The following is a 15,904-nucleotide window of genomic DNA, read 5'->3' on the forward strand; positions in this document are numbered from 1 at the left end:
TCACAGTTCCTCTTCGACGACGTCTTCGTCCAGCGCGTCTTCCGCGCGGCTGACGGCCAGAAAACTTTCGATGATGGCCGCCTGGGCGGCGATGTTGCGGTGCGAGAACAGCGTCCCCAACGGAATGCTCACCCCGCATTCGGCCTTGATCTTGCTGTGCAGCCGGGCCAGCAGCAGCGAGTTGCCGCCGAGGGCGAAGAAGTCGTCGTCGCAGCCGACCGCCGCGTTCGGCAACAGGCTTTGCCATACGCCCAGCAGCATCCGTTCGCTGTCGCTGCGCGGCGCCGTCGGCGGCTTGGCCGGGCGCGCCTGCGGCGCGGGCAGCGCGCGTCGGTCCAGCTTGCCGTTGGCGGTCAGCGGCAGCCGTTCGAGCGCGACGATCGCGGCGGGCAACATGTACGCCGGCAACGTCCGAGCGAGCTCCTCGCGCAAGGCCTGCGCCGCCGATTCGCCGCCGGCGTCCGCCGCGGGCACCACGTAGGCGATCAGGCGCGCATCGCCCAGTGCGTCCTCGCGCACCAGCACCGCGGCGTCCTTGACCCCGGCGCAGCGCAGCAGCGCGGCTTCGACCTCGCCCGGCTCGATGCGGAAGCCGCGGATCTTCGCCTGGAAATCGTTGCGGCCGAGGAACTCGATGTTGCCGTCCGGCAACCACCGGCCCAGGTCGCCGCTGCGGTACATGCGCGCCTGGGGTTCGTCGCTGAAAGGATCGGCGATGAAGCGCTGCGCGCTGAGTTCGGCGCGGTTCCAATAACCGCGCGCCACGCCGGCGCCGCCGATGTTCAGTTCGCCGACCGCGCCGACAGGCACCGGCCGGCCGGCCTCGTCGAGAAGATAGATGCGCGCGTTGCCGATCGGCTTGCCGACCGGCACGCCGGCGTGCGCCGCCGCCAGATCAGCCGCGTCGTAGACGCTGCAGCCCACTACGGTTTCGGTCGGCCCGTATTCGTTGACGATGCGCGCGCGCGGCGACACCCGGCGCCAGCGCGCCACCGTCGCCGCCGGCAGCGCTTCGCCGCCGACCACGAACAGATGCGGCGGGCATCCCTCGTCGGGCAGGTCCTGCCCGATCGCAGTCAGGTGCGAGGGCGTGATCTTGACCAACTGCGGCTCGCGCGCCGCCAGCAGCTGCTGCTCGAGCTCCACCGCCTCCAGCCCCGAATGCAGCAAGGTCGCGGTGCCGCCGAGCAGCAGCGGCAGGTACAGGCTGGTGACGGTCGCGTCGAAGGCCAGCGGCGTGGAGACGATGGCGTCGATGCGGCGGTTGCCGGCATAGTAGTCGCACGCCCACTGCAGATAGTTCGCCAGTCCGTCGTGTTCGACCATCACGCCCTTGGGCTGGCCGGTCGAACCGGAGGTGTAGATCAGGTAGGCCAGATTCGACGGCGACAGGCCGGCGACCTCGGGCGCGTCGAGCGCAGGCTCGTCGCCGGCCGCGTCGCGCATCGCCTCGTCGAGCGCGATCACCGGCGTCTGCAGCGCGGGCAGGCGCTCGCGCAGCGCGGCCTGGGTCAGCACCGCCTGCGGCGCGCAGTCGGCCAGCACATAGGCCAGGCGGTCGGACGGATAGGTCGGATCCACCGGCACGTAAGCGCCGCCGGCCTTGAGCACGCCGAGCACGCCCACCACCATCTCGATGCCGCGGTCCACGCACAGCGCCACCCGCGCATCGGGCCCGACGCCCAGGCCGGTCAGATGCCGCGCCAACCGGTTCGACAGCCCGTCCAGCTCGGCATAGCTCAGGCGCCGGTCTTCGTAGGCCAGCGCGATCGCCTGCGGCGTCCGTCGCGCCTGCGCTTCGAACAGCTTGTGCGCCAACGCGTCGCGCGGATACGCCGTTTGGGTCGCGTTGAAGTCGTACAGCACCTGGCGGCGCTCGTCGGCCGCCGGCTGGCCGAGTTCGCCCAGCGCGGTTTGCGCCGCGGCGTCCGCGTCGGCGGCCAGCGCCGCCAGAGCGGACAGCGTCTGGGTCAGCTGACGGTCCAAGCGCTCGACGCTGTCGCGGTCGAAGATGTCGCGGTCGTAGGTCCAGCTGATCGCCGCGCCTTCGGCGGTCCAGCGGGTGTGCACTTCCAGATCGAACTTCACCCCCGAGCCTTCGAACGGATAGGTGCGGATGTGCGCGCCGGGCAGCTCCAGCAAGGCGCGCTCGTCGCCGCGCTTGAGGCCGTAATCGGCGTCGGAGGTCAGCATGATCTGGAACAGCGGCGTGTGCTGGGCGCTGCGCGGGATGTTGAGGCGGTCGACCAGTAGCTCGAACGGCACGTCCTGGTGGGTCTGCGCGTCGAGGTGGACCTGGCGGACCTCGCGCAGGTAATCGGCGAGGTTGGCGTGGCCGGTGCGCAGGCGCAGCACCAGGGTGTTGATGAAGAAGCCGATCAGGTGCTCGGTCTGGGCCTGGTGGCGATTGGCCACCGGCGTGCCGACCACGATGTCGTCGCTGTTGCCGTTGCGCGCCAGCACCAGCGCCAGCGCGGCGTGGGTCAGCATGAAGGGGGTGAGCTGGAAGCGCTTGGCCAGCGCGTCCAGCGCCTGCGTCGTGGCTTGGTCGACGCCGCCGATCAGGCTGTCGCCGAGATAGGCCTTGACCTGCGGGCGCGGCCGGTCGAGCCGCAGCTGATGGGTCGCGGGCACGTCTTCGAGCTGGCGCAGCCAGTAGTCGAGCTGGCGGTCGAACTGGCCGCTGCCCAGCCACTGCCGCTGCCAGTGCGCGTAGTCGCCGTACTGGATCGACAGCGCCGGCAGTTCCGGCGGCGGCGCGCCGTTGCCGCCTTCGCCGTCGAGCTGGCGATAAGCGACGACGAACTCGTTGACCAGCAAATCCTGCGACCAGCCGTCGCAGGCGATGTGGTGGACGTTGAACAGCAGCACTCCGCGTTCGGCGCCGTTGTCGCTCGCGGCGAGCGAGAACCAGCTCGCGCGCACCATCAGGTCGTGGACCAGATCGAACGGGCGGGCGATGTCCGCATGCACGCGCCGCGCCAGTTCCTCGCGCGCCTGCGCCTCGTCCAGCGCGCGCAGGTCGACGCGCTCGACCCGGAAGTCGAACTGTTCCAGCACCCGCTGGGCCGCGCCGGCTTCGTCGCCGGCGTAGACCGTGCGCAGCACTTCATGGCGTTCCAGCACCCGGCGCAGCGCGCGTTCGGCCAGATCCAGGTCGAAGCGGCCTTCGAGCTGGAACAGCGCCGGCATGTTGTATTCCGGGCTGCCGCCGTTGAGCTGGTCGATGAACCACAGCCGCTCCTGCGAGAACGACAGCGCCATGCGCTCGCCGTGCGGGCGCTTACCAATGGCCGGCCGGGTCGACGACGCGCGCGCCTCGACCTGGGCGGCGTAGTCGGCCAGCACCGTGTGTTCGAAGATGTCGCGGATCTGCATTTCCACCGAGCACACCTGCGACAGCTTGGAGGTGGCGCGCATGGCCTTGATCGAATTGCCGCCGAGGTCGAAGAAATCGTCGGTCAGGCCGATCTCGCCGCACTCCAGCATTTCCCGCCACACTGCCGCGACTTCGCGCTGGATCGGCGTTTCCAGGGCGAAGGCGATCGCCGGCAACTTCTTCTTGTCGAGCTTGCCCGACGCGCTGAGGCAGTCTTCGCCGGCCAGCGACCAGGCATCGGGGCGCCACGCGGCGCCGAGTTCGTCCTGCAACTGCGCGGTGGCGGCGGCCTGGCGCTGCGACAGTTCGTCGCCGGCCACCAGCGAGGCCGGCAGCAGGTGGACGACGTTGCGCGGCGCGGTCGCCCCGCCCTGGCGCACCCAGGCGATCCGCGCTTCGGGAAAGTGCGCCTGGACGATGGCGCAGGCGCGTTCGCGCTCGTCGGCTACGGCCGCACCGGCATCTCCGGCGCGCGCGCCGAGATCGCCGAACGCCAGATCGGCCAGATCGGCCAGATCGGCCAGATCGGCCAGATCGGCCGCTTCGCCCGCGCCGATCTGGATCAGCACCGCGCGATAAGCCTGCGCCAGTTTCTCGATGGTGGCGGCGGCGAACAAACGGTCGGCGTACTTCCAGCTCAGCGACAATCCATCGGCGCCCTGCAGCGCGACCACTTCCAGGTCGTACTTGATCAGCGGCGCCTGCGGCAGCGGCGCCAGCTCGACCTCGCCCAGGCCGAGGCTGCCGTCGGCGACGGTCTGCAGATTGAACACGGCCTGGAACAACGGCGTGTGGCCCATCGTCTGCTCGACGCCGAGCGCTTCCATCGCCACGCCCAGCGGCAGCGACTGCATGGCGAAGGCCTGCAGCAGGCGCGCCTTGCTGTCGAGCAGGTACTGCTCCAGCGAGCCGCGCGCCGGGCAGTGCGCGCGCAGCGGCAGCAGGTTGACGAACAGGCCGATCATGCCGTGGGTCTGGGCCAGTTCGCGCCCGGCGATCGGCGAACCCACGACCACGTCCTCGCGCCCGCTCCAGCGCGCGATCAGCAGCGCCAGGGTCGATTCCAGCAGCATGAACAAGGTCAGGTTGTGGCGCTTGGCCAGCGCGCTCAGGCGGCCGGTCTGTTCGGCGTCCAGGCGCGATTCCAGCGCTGCGCCGGACGACACGAACACCTTGGGCCGGGCGAAGTCGGCCGGCAGGGTCGGCTCGGCCGGAACGTCGGCGAGTTGTTCGAGCCAGTAGCCGCGCTCGCGTTCGAAACGGCCCTCGGCCAGCGCCTTGTGCTGGCTGTGGGCGTAATCGCCGTACTGCAGCGGCAGCGGCGCCAGCGCCGGCGCGCGGCCCTGGCTCAGCGCCTGGTAGACCGCGCCGATCTCCTGCACCAGCAGCTCCTGCGACCAGCCGTCGGAGGCGATGTGATGAATCACGATCGACACCACCGCGCGCGTGGGCGAGCAGTAGTAGCACGCGGCGCGGATCGGGAAATCGCGGCCCAGGTCGAACGGCCGGGCCTGTTCGGCGGCGACGCGCGCAGCCACGTCGGCGTGCTGGGCGTCGGCGTCGAGCGCGGACAGGTCGGCGCCGTCGAGCGCGAACGCCGCGGCGTCGAGCACGCGCTGCGACACTTCGCCGGCCGCGTCGGCGACATACACCGTGCGCAGGATCTCGTGCCGCTCCAGCACATAGGCCAGGGTGCGCGCCAGCAGCGCGCGGTCCAGCGGGCCGCGGAACTCGAAGGCGTTGGCGATGTTGTACTGGCCTTGCTCGTTGATCTTCTGCGCCAGCCAGATCTGCCGCTGCTGCGACGACAGCGGGCGCGCGCCGTCGCGCGGCGCGCGCTCCAGCGTCCAGCCGCCGTCGCGGTCGCCGGCGTGCGCGGACAGCGCGCTGAGGTATTCGATGATCTGGGTCTTGTGCGCGCCGATTTCCGCGCGCAGCGCGTCGGACAGGCCGTCGCCGGCCGCCGTGTAGGCGAGCTTGCCGTCCTTGAGATACAGCGCGACCTGCGCTTGCAGGGCCCGCTCGATGATGCCTTCCACCACGTTCATGTTTGCCCCCGCTGAATGACGCCAAAGAAAATCCATCGCCCGGTCCGTCCGGCGTTCGCGCCCGCAGGCGCCGACCGCGCCGGGCGGCCGTTCCGGTCTGGTGGATTTCCCGCTAGAACTCCCCTTCCTCGACCACCGCCTCGGCGCGCAGCTCCTCGCGCTTCGACGCCAGCTTCGCCGCCACCGACAGGCCGTCGATGCGCGCGGCGGTGTGGGCGACGGTGGGCTGGGCGAAGAAGTCCGACAGCGAGAACACCCGGTCGGCGACGTTGAAATGCGTGCGCACCTTCGCCACCAGGCGGGTCGCGATCAGCGAATCGCCGCCGAGCTCGAAGAAGCTGTCGTGCGCGCCGATGCCCTCGATGCCCAGCACGTCCTGCCACAGCCGCGCCACCGCCTCTTCGGTCTTGCTGGACGGCGCGGCGTATTGCTGCGACAGCTGCGGCCGCTCGTGCGCTTGCGCCGCGTCCGCGCCCTGCTCGCCCAGGCCGCCGACCCAGCGCGCGAAGCGCGCGTCCAGGTCGGTGGTGGAATTGATCAGGCACGGCTGGTCGCAGTGCTGCATCGCCACGGCGAACGCGCGCATGCCGTCGGTCGGGCGCATGGCGTGCTCGATGCCGTGCGCGCCGGCGCTGGCGGAGAAATTCCAGCCGTCCCAGTCGATCGCGCACCAAAAGTCGTGGCCGTCGTTGCGCATGCGCTGCACGAACGCGTCGGCGTAGGCATTGGCCGCGGCGTAAGCGGTGAAGCCCAGTCCGCCGAGCTCGGCCGCCAGCGACGACATCACCAGGCAGAAGTCCGGCGTGCGGCCGCGCAGCGCGCTTTGCAGGTGGATCAGGCCGGCGGCCTTGGATGCGAACTGGCGCCGGCACGCAGCCTCGTCGGTAGCGGCCAGCGGCAACACCGAATCCTCGACGTTGCCGGCGGCGTGGAACACGCCGGCGAGCGCGCCGAAGCGCTGCTCCGCCGCGTCCACCGCCGCCGCCAGCGCGGCCGCGTCGGCGACGTCGGCGCGCAGCACCTCGACCTCGGCGCCGGCCGCGCGCAGCGCGTTCAAGCAACGCACCTGCTCGGCGATGTCGGCGCCGAACGCGCCGTCCTCGACCCGCGCCCACTCTTGCTGCGGCGGGAACTCGCGCCGGCTCAGCAGGCTGATGCGGGCGTGGAACTCGCTGCCCAGCCACGTCGCCAGTTGCAGGCCGATCCGGCCCAGCCCGCCGGTGATCAGGTAATGGCCGCGCGGGCGCAGGCGCTGGCGCGGCGTCGCCCAACGGCTGCCGGCCAGCGGCAGGTATTGCTTGAGCCAGCGGCCGTTGCCGCGCAGCGCCACTTCCGGCGCGTCCTGCGCGGCGTTGAACTCGCGCCACAGTTGTTCGGCGATGCGCTCGCGCTGCGCGGTCGCAGCCGCGTCGGCGAGTTGCGCCGGCGCGGCACCGAGATCAATGTCGATCAAGCGGCAGACGATCTGCGGATTCTCCTGCGCGGCCACCTTGCACAGCCCGCGCAGCGTCGCCGACGCGGCCTGGATCGCCTCGACGCCAGTCACCCGCAGGGCGCGGTCGGTGACCGCGTACAAGCGCACTTCCAGGCGCGGGCAGCGTTCGAAGATCGCCTTGAGCAGCTTGAGCAGCGGATAGAAGCTGCGCTGCTGGCGGCGTTCGAACTCGGCGTAGTCGTGCGCCTGCTCCGGCGCGCCCAGCGGCCACAGGCAGGCGATCGACACGCAGGCGTGCCCGGCCAGCTGCGACACCAGCGCCTGCAGGCGCGCGTCGTCGTCGATCTGCGCCGGCGGCGCATCGCCGTCCGCGCACAGCAGCAGCGGCTCGCCGTGCGGACGGATGCGTTCGGCCAGCGCCTGGGCGATGCCCAGTTCGTCGGCCAGCACCAGCCACGACGATGCGGCGGCCGCGTCGCCGGGCGCTTCGACCGGCTCGGCGATGGCCGGCGCGAGCTGCCAGTTGGGCAGGTAGAACCAATCCTGCGGATCGTCGGAAACCGCGGTCGGCGCCAACGGCGCGCGGCGCTCGCCGGCCTTCGGCCGCTCGATCCAGAAACGCTTGCGTTCGAAGCGATAGGTCGGCAGCGCGACGCGGCGGCGCGCGCCCTCGCCCTGCAGCGCGCGCCAGTCGAGTGCGGCGCCGGCCGACCACAAGCGGCCGATCGCGCTGAGCCAGTAGTACGCGTCATCGCCGCTCTCGTGGCGATGACGCAGCGACGGCGTGGCCAGCGCGTTCGCGGCGCAGGGATTGCGCCGGACCAGTTGGGTCAGCCCCTGCCCCGGCCCGAGTTCGACGAAGGCCAGCTCGACATCGGGCGCGGCCAGCGCGGCGCACAGCGATTCCAGGCCGCGCGCGAACTGCACCGGCGCCAGCAGGTGGCCGACCCAGTACTCCGGATCGCAAGCCTGCTCGGCGCTGATGAAGGCGCCGCTGACGTTGGAGACGAAACGGCGCTGCGGCGGATTCAGGCGCACGCCGGCGAAGGCCTCGCGCAGACCGTCCGCGGCCGCGACCATCATCGGCGAGTGGAAGGCGTGCGAGGTTTGCAGCCGGCGGCACTCGATACCGGCTTCGGCCACGCTCGCCTCGACCCGCGCGATCGCCTCGTCCGCGCCCGACACCACATAGTTCTGCGGCCCGTTGACCGCGGCCAAGGCGACGCTGGCGGTGTCGTAACAGCGCTCGGCCTCTTCGCGGAGCGCGCTGACCGCGAGCATCGCGCCGGGCGCGCCGGCCTGCATCAGCCGCGCCCGCGCGCATACCAGCTGCACCGCATCCTCGAGCGAGAACACGCCGGCGACGCAGGCGGCGACGAATTCGCCGAGGCTGTGGCCGATCATCGCTTCGGGCTCGATCCCTAAGCCGATCAGTTCCGTCGCCAGGCTGTAGCCCAGCGCGAACAGCGCCGGTTGCGCGACTTGCGTCGGCAACAAGGCATCGTCGCCGGCGGCGAGTTTCTCGCGCAGGTCGAAGCCGGCGTGGCGGGCGATCAGCGCGCGGCAGCGCTCGAAGGCTTCGCTGTAGCGCGGCGCGACGCCGAGCAGGCCCAGCCCCATGCCGGCGTACTGCGCGCCCTGGCCCGGGAACAGGAATACCGTGGCCAGCCGCGTGCGGCCGTCGTCGTGGTGGCGCGGCTTGCGTTGCGCGGTGTCCGCCAGCGCCTGCGCCAGCGCGTCGTGGCCGTCGGCGACGGCGAAGGTCCGCCACGCATAGGCCTCGCGGCCGCTTTGCAGGGTGAAGGCGATGTCGGCCAGCGCTTGCTGCGGCTCGCGCTGCACGTGCTCGCGCAGCGCGATGGCCGCCGCGCCCAGCGAAGCTTCTGACTTGGCCGATAGCGGAATCAGGCGATAGCCCGCTTGCGCGTCCGCTTCGACCGCCACGGCCGGCGCCTGCTCCAGCACCACGTGCACGTTGGTGCCGCCGATGCCGAACGCGCTGACGCCGGCGCGGCGCGGTTCGCCGTCGTCGGTGGTCCACGGTGTCGCCTGGCGGGTGAAATAGAACGGGCTGTCGGCGACTTCGATCAGGTCGTTGGGCCGCTCGAAATGCAGGCACGGCGGCAAGGTGGCGTGGCGCAGCGCCTGCACCGCCTTGATCAGTCCGGCGACGCCGGCGGCGGCGTCGAGATGGCCGATGTTCGGCTTCAGCGTGCCCAGCGCGCAGGACTGCACCGGCGCTGCGTGGAACACCTTGCGCAGCGCACGGAACTCGATCGGATCGCCGAGCGGCGTGCCGGTGCCGTGGGTTTCCACGTACTGGATCTGGCGCGCCTCCAGCCCGGCATCGCGCAGCGCCGCTTCGATCACGCCAGCCTGGCCGACCACGCTGGGCGCGGTGTAGCCGGCCTTTTGCGAACCGTCGTTGTTGATCGCGCTGCCGCGGATCACCGCGAGCACGTTGTCGCCGTCGCGCAGCGCGTCGTCCAGGCGCTTGAGCGCGACCACGCCGGCGCCGTTGCCGCCGCGCGTACCGCGCGCGCCGGCGTCGAAGGCGCGGCAGCGGCCATCGGGCGATTCGATGCCGCCTTCCTGGTACAGATAGCCGCTGGGGCCGAACTCGGACACGCCGGCGCCGCCGGCCAGGGCCAGCTCGCACTCGCCCGCGCGCAGGCTGGCGACGGCCTCGTGCACGGCCACCAGCGAGGTCGAACAGGCGGTGGCGATGTTCACCGCCGGCCCGGTCAGGTCGAGCTTGTAGGCGATGCGGGTGGCCAGGTAATGATTGCTGTTGGCGTGCAGGACGTTGAGGCCCAGGTCGCGCAGCAGCGCCATGTTGGCCAGCAGATGGTTGGCCAGATAAGTGCTTTCGCCGCAGCCGAGGAACACCCCGCAACGGCGCGGGCGCGCGCCGTCGCCGTAGCCCGCGCTTTCCAGCGCCTGCACCGAGCACTCCAGCAGCAGGCGCTGCTGCGGGTCGAGCACTTCCGCTTCGCGCGGGGTCATGCGGAAGAACTCGGCGTCGAAGCGCTCGACCTCGTCCAGCAGCGCCGCCGACGGCACGAACGCCGGGTTGGCGACCACGCCGGCGCTGAAGCCGTTGCCGATCAGCTCGTCCGCGCTGAACGTGCGCAGCGCCTCGCGGCCTTCGCGCAGGTTGTCCCACAGCGCGTCGGGGCTGTCGGCGTCGGGGAAACGCCCGGCCATCGCGATCACCGCGACCGGCGCGTGCGGGCGCACCAAAGCGGCCGGCTGCGCCGGCGCGGCGTCTGCGCCGGCGTCCGCATTCGCATCCGCGGCGCCGCGCGCCAGCTGCAGGTGCCGGGCCAGTTCGGCGATGGTCGGGTATTCGAAGAACGCGGTGATGTCGAGCTTGCAGCCGAAGCGGGTTTCGATCTCGGCGCGCAGGCGCACGAACATCAGCGAGTTGCCGCCGATGTCGAGGAAGTTGTCGTGGATGCCGACCCGCTCCAGGCCCAGCGCGCCCTGCCACAACGCGCACAGCGCGCCTTCCAGCTCGGACTGCGGCGCGGCGTAGTTGAGGTCGAGCGAGGCGGCCACGTCGATCTTCGGCAGCGCCGCCTTGTCGACCTTGCCGTTGACCGTCAGCGGCAACCTGGCGATCAACTCGAACGCCGCCGGCACCATGTACTCGGGCAACGCCTTGGCCAGTTCCTGGCGCACGCGCTGCTGGAACGCCTTGGCGTCGGAAACCTCGTCGGCCGGCTGCAGGAACGCCGCGAGCATGCGCTGCGCCGCGTCCTCCTGCACCACCACCGCGGCCTCGCGCACGCCGGCGACGGCGCGCAGCGCCGATTCGATCTCGCCGATCTCGATGCGGTAGCCGCGGATCTTGACCTGATCGTCGCAGCGCTTGATGAACTCGAAATCGCCGTCGCCGCGCAGGCGCACCAAGTCGCCGGTGCGATAGAAACGCTGGTGCGGGCCGACCGCGGGCAGGCTTACGAAGCGCTGCGCGCTGATCTCCGGCAGGTTCAGATAGCCCTCGGCCAAACCGGCGCCGGCGATGTACAACTCGCCGACCGCGCCGACCGGCGCCAGCCGGCCGTCGTTGACCGCGTACAAACCGGTGTTGGCGATGGGCTTGCCGATCGGCACCGCGCCGCTGGCCGGCAGCGTCCCCGAATCCGCGTCGATGGCGAACACCGAGCAGCCGACCACGGTCTCGGTCGGGCCGTATTCGTTGACGTAGCGCGCCTGCGGCAGCCAGCGCGAGCGCCACTGCTCGACCGTCGCGTAGTCGAGCTGTTCGCCGCCGATGATGAGCACGTGGCGGGTATCGCGCGGGCCCAGGCCGGCGCATTCGTGGCCCAGCGCCGACAAGTGCGCCGGGGTTATCTTGAACAGCCACGCGTGCGGGTCTTGCAGCAATTGCTGTTTGAGGCCGCCGAACACCGCGTCGAGGTCGCTTTCCAGCAACAGCACGCGCTGGCCGAGCAGCAGCGGCGCCAGCAGCGAGGTGATGGTGGCGTCGAAACCGATCGACGAGCTGACCACGGCGCCGCGCAGATCGTCGCGGAAATAGCCGGCGGCGTGGTCGAGATAGTTGTTGAGCGCGGCGTGGCCGATCACCGCGCCCTTGGGCTTGCCGGTCGAGCCGGAGGTGTACAGCACATAGGCGATGGTCGGCGTGTCGCCCGCGTCCCACTGCGGCGCCTGGTCGGGCTGGCTGGCGAACAGCGCGTCCTGCACCTCCAGGTCGACCGGAACGATCTTCTGCTCGACCGGCAGGCCTTCGTTCATGGCCTCGCGGCTGCACAGCACGATCTGGGTGGCGGCATCTTCGAGGATGTATTCGACCCGGTCCTCCGGATAGGCCGGATCGATCGGCACGTACGCGCCGCCGGCCTTGAGCACGGCCAGGATCGCGATCACCAACTCCGGGCCCGGCTCCAGATAGACCGCGGCGCGGCCGCCGGCGCGCAGGCCGAGCTTGCGCAGGAACTGGGCGAGCTTGTTGGCGCGCGATTCGATTTCGGCGTAGCTGTAGACCTCGCCCTGGAACTCGACCGCGACCGCGTCCGGCAGGCGCCGCGCGACTTCGGCGAAACGCTCGGGCAGGGTCTGCGGCGCGACCTCGGTGCGTGGGCCGAGCGCGGCGCGGGCGACGAACGCGGCCTCGTCCACCGGCAGGAACGGCAGCGCGGCGATGCGTTCCTCGGGCACGGCGACGAAAGCCGCGAGCAGGGTTTCGAACGACTGCTGCAAGCGCCGCACGGTGGCCTCGCCGAACAGCTTCGCCGCATACACCCAGCGCAGGTGCAGGCGCGCCGGCAATTCGGTCGCGGTGATTTCGATGTCGTACTTCGCGCCGGGGCTGGCGATCGGCAGCAGCGCGCAGTCCAGGCCGTTCAACGCGACTCGACCGGTACCGGTGCCGGCACCCTGGTAGTCGAACATGAACTGGAAGATCGGCGCGTGGCTGGCCGAGCGCGCCGGCAGCACTTCGTCGACGATGCGCTCGAACGCGACCTGCTGGTGTTCGAACGCTTCCAGCAGCGTGCGCTGGGTTGCGGCCAGATATCCGGCGACCGTGTCGTCCTCGCCGATGCGGTTGCGCAGGATCAGCGGATTGACGAAGAAGCCGACCAGGTGCTCCAGCTGCGGATGGATGCGGCCGGACGAAGACGTGCCGATCACGATGTCCTTCTCGTTGCTCCAGCGCGCCAGCACCAGCGCCAGCGCCGCCTGCAGCAGGCAATACATGGTGGTGCCCTGGCGCGCGGCGAACGCGCGCGCGGCCGCGGTCAGCGCCTTGGGCAGGGTGTGGTCGAGCTCGGCGCCTTCGTAGGACTGCACCCGCGGACGCGGGTGGTCCAGCGGCAGCGCGTGCACCGCCGGCAGGTCGCGCAGTTGGCCGCGCCAGTACTCGAGATGTGCGGCCTCGCTGCGCTGCTGCTCCGGCGCTTGCAGCCAGTGCGCATAGTCGGCGAACTGCACCGGCAGCTCGGGCAGCGCGGCGTCGCTGTCGGCGGCGTTGTACAGCGCTTCGAGTTCCTTGACCAGGATCGCGCACGACCAACCGTCGGCGGCGATGTGGTGCATGCACAGGACCAGCACGTGCTCGGTCGCGTCGCCACGATCCGCATCGATGCGGATCAGGTCGGCGCGGAACAGCAGCTCGCGCGACAAGTCGAATGGGTGTGCGGCCAGTTCGGCCACCTTGCGGCGCAGCGCCTCGTCGTCCTGCGCGGCCACGCTGTGGCGGCCCAGTTCCAGACCCGCCTCGCCCAACCGCGCGACCACTTCGCCGCCGTGTTCGACGAAGCGGGTGCGCAGCGCCTGATGGCGCTCGACCACGCGACGCAGCGCCCGCGCCAGCGCCGCCTCGTCGAGCGCGCCGCTGAGCTTGACCGCCAGCGGCACGTTGTAGATCGCCTTGGCGTCGGCCAGCTTCTGGCTCAGCCACAGCCGGCGCTGGCTCGAGGTCACCGCCTCGGCGCCGTCGGCCTTGGGAATGCCGGCCGACGCGGCCGCGGCGGCCTGCAACAGCGCGATCAGGTCGTCGCGATGGGTCTTGATCTGCGCGCCGATGTCGTCGCTGATCGCGCCCGGCGCGGCCTTGGTCTTGAGCTTGCCCTGGTCCAGGTAAAGCTCGATGTTCCTGGCGCCGAGCAAGGCCAGCAGCTGTTTCGCGGTTTCCATGACTACCACTCCATTTCTTCGTAAACGGCGCCGCCGTTCGCGCCGTCGGGCCGCGCGGCGGAAGCCGAAACCCGCTTGACGTCGATGTGCAGCGCCAGCCCGGCCAGGCTCTGCTGTTCGAAGATGTCCTTGAGCTGCACGGCGTCCGCCCAGCGCTGGTTGATCGCCAAGACCATGCGCGTGGCCAGCAGCGAGTGGCCACCGAGGCGGAAGAAGTTGTCTTCGGCGCCTACCGGTTCGCTGCGTTCCAGCAGTTCCTGCCACAAGGTCGCCAGCACGCGCTCGGTTTCGGTCTCCGGCGCTCGGTAGGCCGCGGCGACTGCGCCGCCTAGCGACGGCAGCGCCGCGCGGTCGACCTTGCCGTTCGCGGTCAGCGGCAGGCTCGCCAGCACGGCGATCGCGCTCGGGCGCATGAACTCGGCCAGGCTTTGGCGCAGTGCTTGTTGCAGTTCGTCGACCAGCGCGGTGTGGGCGGTTTCTGCCTCGCTGCTGGCGACGAACGCGACCAGACGCCGGTCGTTGCCCTCGCCCTGAATAACCGCTGCTGCGTCGCTGATCCGCGCATCGCGCTTGAGCTGGGATTCGATCTCGCCCAGTTCGATGCGGTAGCCACGCAGCTTGACCTGTTCGTCGCGGCGGCCCAGGTACTCCAGCTCGCCGTCGTGACCGCAGCGCACCAGATCGCCGCTGTGATACAGGCGCTCGACCGCACCTTGACCGAAGCGGTGTTCGCGGAAGCGGCTGGCGGTCAGCGCGTCCAGGTTCTGATAGCCGCGAGTAACGCCGTCGCCGCCGATGCACAGCTCGCCGACGGCGCCGGCGGGCACGGGTTCGTCCAATTCGTTGAGCACATACAGGCGGGTGTTCTGGATCGGGCGGCCGATGGCGACTGCGTGGCCGCAGCGCGCCAGATCGGCGGGTGTGCGGACGGTGTAGATCGAGCAGCCGACGACCGTTTCGGTCGGGCCGTACTCGTTGACGTACTCGGCGTTGGGCAGGCGGTCGCGCTGCCACTTGGCGACGGTCGCCGTGGTCAGCTGTTCGCCGCCGATCACCAGGCAGTGGCGGCGTTCGCTCGGGCCGGTGTGCGCGGGGTAGTTCGCGTACAGGCCGTCCAGGTGCGCCGGGGTCAGCTTGAACAGCCAGTCGTGTGCGTCGTCGAACAGGTAGTGGCTCAGGCCGGCGAACAGCGCGCCGGCTTCGGACGGCAGCACGATCAGGCGCTTGCCCACTAGCAGCGGGGCGAACAAAGTGGTGACGGTGGCGTCGAAGCTCAGCGGGGTGCCCATGACGGCGCCGCGATGATGCGGTTGCAAATAGCTTTGGGCGTGGTCGAGATAGTTCACGACGCCGCCGTGCGGGACCAGCACGCCCTTGGGCTGGCCTGTCGAGCCGGAGGTGTAGATCACGTAGGCCAGATGCTGCGGGGCGAACCCATCCCCTGCCGGGCTCGGCGTCGGGTAAGCGGACAAAGCCTCCTCATCATCCAGACGCAGCGCCCATTCGCTCCACCCGGTACAGCGCTCGGCAAGTTCGCCGACGCTCAAGATCGTGCGCACTCCGCTGTCGCTGCACATATAAGCCAAGCGCGCATCGGGATGCTCTGGCTCCAGCGGCAGATACGCGCCACCGGCCTTCAGGATCGCCAGCACACCCACCACCTGCTCCAGCGAGCGCCCCACGTGCAGGCCGACCACACTGTCAGGACCCACGCCCTGCTCGCGCAGCGCATGCGCGGCGCGATTCGCCCAGGCGTCGAGTTCCGCATAGCTAAGCTCGCGCTGCCCATCGGTCGCGGCGATATCGTCCGGCGTGCGCCGAACCTGCGCTTCGAACAACGAATGCACGCTACGGTCGCGCGGGTAGTCCTTGCCGCTGCGGTTCCAGGCCTGCCACCTCCCCCGCTCGGCCGCGGTCTGCATCGGCAGCCGATACACCGGCGTCTCCGGCGCGTCCAGCGCTGCCGACAGCAAGGTTTCGAAGTGCGCCGACAACGCTTCCACCGTCGCGGCGTCGAACAGCGCCGTCGCGTACTGCCAGCTCAGGCGCATCGCGCCTTCGTGTTCCCACGCCGTGAGTTCGAGGTCGTACTTGGTGGTATCCGCCGCATACGGCAGCGCCGTCACCGTCAGCTCCGGCAGCTCCAGACGACGCTGCGCCGTGTTCTGCAGGGTGAACAGGATCTGGAACAACGGGCTGTGGCTGAGGCTTCGCTCCAACTGCAGGCGCTCCACCACCTGATCGAACGGCACGGCCTGCTGGCCGTAGGCATCGATCACGGTCGAACGCGTGTTCGCCAGCAGTTCGTCGAACTGCATCGACGGCGCCAGCTTCGTGCGCAGCGCGAGGTTGTTGACGAAGCAACCGACCAGCGGC

At 70.5% G+C, this 15,904-nt stretch carries 3 protein-coding genes; all 3 read right to left on the reverse strand.

All coding sequences use genetic code 11. The features are described 5' to 3' along the window. The gene (locus BLU84_RS07710) at positions 1-5,427 is read right to left on the reverse strand and encodes a non-ribosomal peptide synthetase (RefSeq protein ID WP_074864593.1); all 5,427 of its coding nucleotides are present in this window, start codon (positions 5,425-5,427) and stop codon (positions 1-3) included. 112 nt (positions 5,428-5,539) lie between these two features. Next, positions 5,540-13,528, reverse strand: coding sequence for a hybrid non-ribosomal peptide synthetase/type I polyketide synthase (locus BLU84_RS07715; protein WP_074864594.1), 7,989 nt, complete (start codon positions 13,526-13,528; stop codon positions 5,540-5,542). A 2-nt stretch (positions 13,529-13,530) separates the two neighbouring features. After that, positions 13,531-15,904: non-ribosomal peptide synthetase (locus BLU84_RS07720; protein WP_139174772.1), on the reverse strand; the 2,374-nt coding region annotated here is incomplete at its 5' end.

Origin of the sequence: Lysobacter enzymogenes (assembly GCF_900106525.1) — a bacterium.
Classification (GTDB): domain Bacteria; phylum Pseudomonadota; class Gammaproteobacteria; order Xanthomonadales; family Xanthomonadaceae; genus Lysobacter; species Lysobacter enzymogenes.